Source organism: Streptomyces sp. UNOB3_S3, assembly GCF_020740895.1.
Classification (GTDB): domain Bacteria; phylum Actinomycetota; class Actinomycetes; order Streptomycetales; family Streptomycetaceae; genus Streptomyces.
Genome location: NZ_JAILXP010000612.1, coordinates 1 through 2,403, shown reverse-complemented (window position 1 = coordinate 2,403; position 2,403 = coordinate 1). Strand labels below are relative to the sequence as shown.

General features: G+C 73.9%; 3 protein-coding genes. 2 read left to right on the top strand and 1 reads right to left on the bottom strand.

Translation table 11 applies throughout. The annotated features are described in order from the left end of the window. Window positions 1–16: 16 nt before the first annotated feature. Complete coding sequence (locus K6I33_RS34325; protein WP_229358718.1) at window positions 17–937, bottom strand: hypothetical protein; 921 nt, start codon at window positions 935–937, stop codon at window positions 17–19. A gap of 80 nt (window positions 938–1,017) precedes the next feature. Between K6I33_RS34325 and K6I33_RS34320 the strand changes: the two genes are divergently transcribed. Together K6I33_RS34320 and K6I33_RS34315 are read left to right on the top strand one after the other, a co-directional pair. Next, the gene (locus K6I33_RS34320) at window positions 1,018–1,212 is read left to right on the top strand and encodes a DUF3046 domain-containing protein (RefSeq protein WP_229358717.1); all 195 of its coding nucleotides are present in this window, start codon (window positions 1,018–1,020) and stop codon (window positions 1,210–1,212) included. A gap of 67 nt (window positions 1,213–1,279) precedes the next feature. After that, window positions 1,280–2,403 (top strand): AI-2E family transporter (locus K6I33_RS34315; protein WP_229358716.1); only part of this gene is annotated, 1,124 nt, incomplete at its 3' end.

Below are 2,403 nucleotides of genomic sequence, written 5' to 3'. Positions count from 1 at the left end.
GGGTCAGGTGCCGGGGCTAGACGGGGCGGCCGTACGCGCGCAGGGTCAGCAGGGCGTCGATGGTCACCATGGGCCGGCACTCGAGGACCGTGCCCGGGGCCCAGGCCCGCCAGCGGACCGGCCAGCCGCCGTCCTCCTGCTGGGCCGCGGCGAGGAAGTCCAGCGACCGCGCCATCTCGGCGTCGGAGAACCAGGCGCGGGCCGTCGAACCGGGCGTGCGCGCGAAGTCGTGGGGGAAGTGGTGCTCGCCGGGCGCGTACCCCTCCGGCAGGGGGTGGTCGGCCGCCCGGTCCGGATCCAGCACGGCCAGCCGCTGTTCCCGTACCGTCCGCCCGAGCCGCTCGGCCGCGGCCCGGGCCCGGGGGCGGTCCGGCGCCCCGTCGAGGAAGGCGACGGCCGCCTCGACCTCGTACGGGTGGGTGCGCGCCCCCCGGCCGAGGGCGTCGACGGCGGCCCAGCAGAAGTCGGTGGCCCGGAACAGCCAGGCGTGCCACACCGCGTTGCGGTGCAGCAGGCCGACCACGGGGCCGGTGGCGAGCAGATCGCTGGGCGGGTCGTCCACCAGCGGGATCCAGGGGGCAGCCGGATATCCGCGCAGCGAGGGGTGGAGGGCGGGCAGCGCCCCGTCGGGGGTGGAGACCGCCGTCAGATAGCGGCACACGGGCTCCACCCGCCGGTCGCGGCAGCGCCCGATCTCGTCGAGCACGCGCAGGGCGTGCGCGGTGTGCAGCGGCTGGCTCACCGGGCCGCGCAGATCCGGCTCCAGGGCGTGGCCGAAGCCCCCGTCGTCGCCCGCGTACGCGTCGAGGGCGGCCTCGACGGCGGCGGCGTGCCCGCCCAGGAAGTGGAACGCGAATCTCCGCTGCTCCAGGACGCGGGCGGTCAGCCAGATGAAGCGCTCGGCGCGGGCGGTGGCGGATGCTCCGGACGGTGCCATGGACAAGACCGTAGGGCGCGGAGCGCCGCCGGTCAGCGGCTCGTGGTCGGCTGCACTCTCAGGGGCGGGATACTGGGCGCATGCGGTTGACGGTCTTCTGGCAGCGAATGGCGGACTATTTCGGCTCGGCGTACGCCGACTCCTTCGCTCGTGATCATGTGATGTCCGAACTCGGCGGGAGGACCGTGCACCAGGCGCTGGACGCCGGCTGGAACGCCAAGGACGTCTGGCGCGCGGTGTGCCGGGCGCTGGAGATCCCCGAGGACCGCCGCTGACCGTGCCCGGCCGACGGCCGCCGACCGGGCACGCCGTGGGTTTCGCCCGATAGGCGACACTTGCCCCGTGGCAGCGACAGACGACACCGCATCCGGCGACTCCCAGCCCTCCCGGCCCGACGACGCGCGGATGCCGCGCTGGCTGCCCAGGGCGGTGGTGGTCACCCTCGCCCTGTTCGCCTGCTTCCAGCTGGCCGGCTGGGCCTTCCACCGGCTCACCGGCCTCTTCGTCGACATCCTGGTCGCGTTCTTCCTCGCGCTGGCCATCGAGCCCGCCGTGGACCGGATGGCCGCGCGCGGCATGCGCCGGGGCCTCGCGACCGGTCTGGTCTTCCTGGGCGTGACCGTCGCCGCGACCGGCTTCGTCGCCCTCCTCGGCTCGATGCTCGCCGGGCAGATCCAGACCATGGTGGAGAACTTCCCCTCCTACCTGGACTCGGTGATCGGCTGGGTCAACCGGACCTTCCACACCAGACTCTCCCGGGTCGAGATCCAGAGCAGCGTGCTCCACTCGGACTGGCTGCGGAAGTACGTCAGCAGCAGCGCCGGCGGTGTGCTGGACGTTTCGGCGACCGTCCTGGGCGGGCTGTTCCGCACCCTGACGGTGGTGCTCTTCGCGTTCTACTTCGCGGCCGACGGGCCCCGGCTGCGCCGCGCGCTGTGCTCGGTGCTGCCCCCGCGGCGGCAGGCGGAGGTGCTGCGCGCCTGGGAGATCGCCGTCGCCAAGACCGGCGGCTACCTCTACTCGCGCGCCCTGATGGCGCTGGTCTCCGGGATCGCGCACTACGTCCTGCTCCAGGCGCTGGGCGTGCCCTACGCCCCGGCGCTCGCGATCTGGGTCGGGCTGGTGTCGCAGTTCGTCCCGACCATCGGCACCTACCTCGCGGGTGCCCTGCCGACGCTGCTCGCCTTCACCGTCGACCCCTGGTACGCGGTGTGGGTGCTGGGCTTCGTCGTGGTCTACCAGCAGTTCGAGAACTATGTGCTCCAGCCCCGGATCACCGCCAGGACGGTCGCCGTCCACCCGGCGGTCGCCTTCGGCTCCGTGATCGCGGGCGCCGCGCTGCTGGGTGCCGTGGGCGCCCTGATCGCCATCCCGGCGACGGCCACGCTCCAGGCGTTCCTGGGCGCGTACGTCAAGCGCTACGAGGTCACGGAGCTCCCGGCGGGGGCGGGCGGACGGGGCGGGGA

What these genes read in the sequence shown, in the direction of transcription:
- K6I33_RS34320 (WP_229358717.1), top strand. Translation starts at nt 1,018, where the DNA reads ATGCGGTTGACGGTCTTCTGGCAGCGAATGGCGGACTATTTCGGCTCG.
- K6I33_RS34325 (WP_229358718.1), bottom strand. Translation starts at nt 937, where the DNA reads ATGGCACCGTCCGGAGCATCCGCCACCGCCCGCGCCGAGCGCTTCATC.